The organism is Pseudoroseomonas cervicalis ATCC 49957, from assembly GCF_000164635.1.
GTDB classification, from domain to species: Bacteria; Pseudomonadota; Alphaproteobacteria; order Acetobacterales; family Acetobacteraceae; genus Pseudoroseomonas; species Pseudoroseomonas cervicalis.
Map to the genome: position 1 here is coordinate 343289 of NZ_GG770779.1, position 1614 is coordinate 344902.

A 1614-nucleotide genomic window follows, 5' to 3' on the forward strand; every position below is an offset into this window, starting at 1 on the left:
CGGCGGAGGAGATCCGCGCCGCCATCCAGTCCGATCCCGGCCTGTCCGACCTGGCGCGCCAGCTGCTGATCGAGCAGACGCGCGAGGGGTTGCGCATCCAGCTGGTCGATGCCGATGGCCAGCCGGTCTTCGCCACCGGCCAGGCGGCGCCGAACCAGCGTGGCCGCGCTTTGCTGCTGCGCGTGGCCACGGTGCTGGCGCGGCTGCCCTATGGGCTCGACATTGCCGGCCACACCGATGCCGCGCCGTTCCGTGGCGGTGGCGACCGCTCGAACTGGGAGCTGTCGGCCGAGCGCGCGGGCGCGGCACGGCGCGTGCTGATCGAGGCCGGCATCGCCGAGGAGCGGCTGCGCGCCGTGGCCGGCCGCGCCGACCGTGACCTGCTCTCCCCCGACCGGCCGCTGGATGCCGCCAATCGCCGCGTCTCCATCCTCGTCCTGATGCCCGGCGCGCCGCAGGAGGGCCCCGCCCCATGATCGTTCTGGCCGGCTTCGGCGTCGTGCTCGTCTGTGTGTTCGGCGGCTACCTGATCGCCGGCGGCAGCCTCGGGCCGATCCTGCACGCTTTGCCCTTCGAGATGCTGATCATCGGCGGCGCCGCGGTCGGCAGCTTCCTGATGGCCAATTCCATGGCGGCGGTGAAGCACACGCTCGGCGCGCTGAAGAAGGTGCTGAAGGGGGCGCGCTACACGCGGCAGGATTATCTCGACCTCTGCGCCGTGCTCTACCGGCTGCTGCGGGTGGCGCAGATGAAGGGCGCCGTCGGGCTGGAGCCGCATATCGAGCGGCCGAACGAGAGCGAGATCTTCACCCTCTTCCCCAAGGTGCTGGCCGACCATCACGCGCTGTCGCTGATCTGCGACTATCTGCGCATGATCGGCATGAATGCCGACGACCCGCACCAAGTCGAGGATGTGATGCTGCGCGAGCTGAAGAAGATCCGCGAGGAGGAGCTGCACCCGGCGCATGCGCTGCAGACCATGGCGGATGCGCTGCCGGCGCTCGGCATCGTCGCCGCCGTGCTCGGCGTCATCAAGACCATGGGCAGCATCGACAAGCCGCCCGCCGTGCTGGGCGCGATGATCGGCGGCGCGCTGGTGGGCACCTTCCTCGGCGTGCTGCTGGCCTATGGCCTGGTCGGGCCGCTGGCGACGCGGCTGCGCGCCATCGTCGACGAGGAGGCGAAGTATCTCGAAGTGGTGCGCGCCGTGCTGATCGCGCATCTGCAGGGCAACGCGCCCTCCGTCGCCGTCGAGATCGGCCGCAAGGCGGTGCCCTCCGACCTGATGCCCACCTTCCAGGTGCTGGAGACGGCGATGCAGGAGCAGCGCGCCGGCGCCTGACACCCGCAGATCCGCGCCTGTGGGAAAGGCGCCTGCCCCTTCCGGGCAGGCGCCTTTTTCCGGTTGCGGACCGGGGCCGGCGTCTTGCCGGCGGAAGGCTGGCCGGCATCCTGCCGGCGGGAAGCGGGCCGGCGTCCTGCCGGCGGGAAGCGGGCCGGCGTCCTGCCGGCGGGAAGCGGGCCGGCGTCCTGCCGGCGGGAAAGACAGGCCGGCATCCTGCCGGCCGACCGAAAGAAGAACCGGCCTCTTGCCGGCAGCCCTCAGGGGGCCGC

Annotated in this window: 2 protein-coding genes; both read left to right on the forward strand. The window is 71.7% G+C overall.

The features are described 5' to 3' along the window. On the forward strand, positions 1-476 hold a 476-nt coding region (locus HMPREF0731_RS12780), incomplete at its 5' end, for an OmpA/MotB family protein (RefSeq protein WP_007004562.1). After that, on the forward strand, positions 473-1342 hold the full coding sequence (motA, locus tag HMPREF0731_RS12785; protein ID WP_007004563.1) for a flagellar motor stator protein MotA: 870 nt from the start codon (positions 473-475) through the stop codon (positions 1340-1342). The genes HMPREF0731_RS12780 and motA, both read left to right, overlap by 4 nt. Positions 1343-1614: the final 272 nt, after the last annotated feature.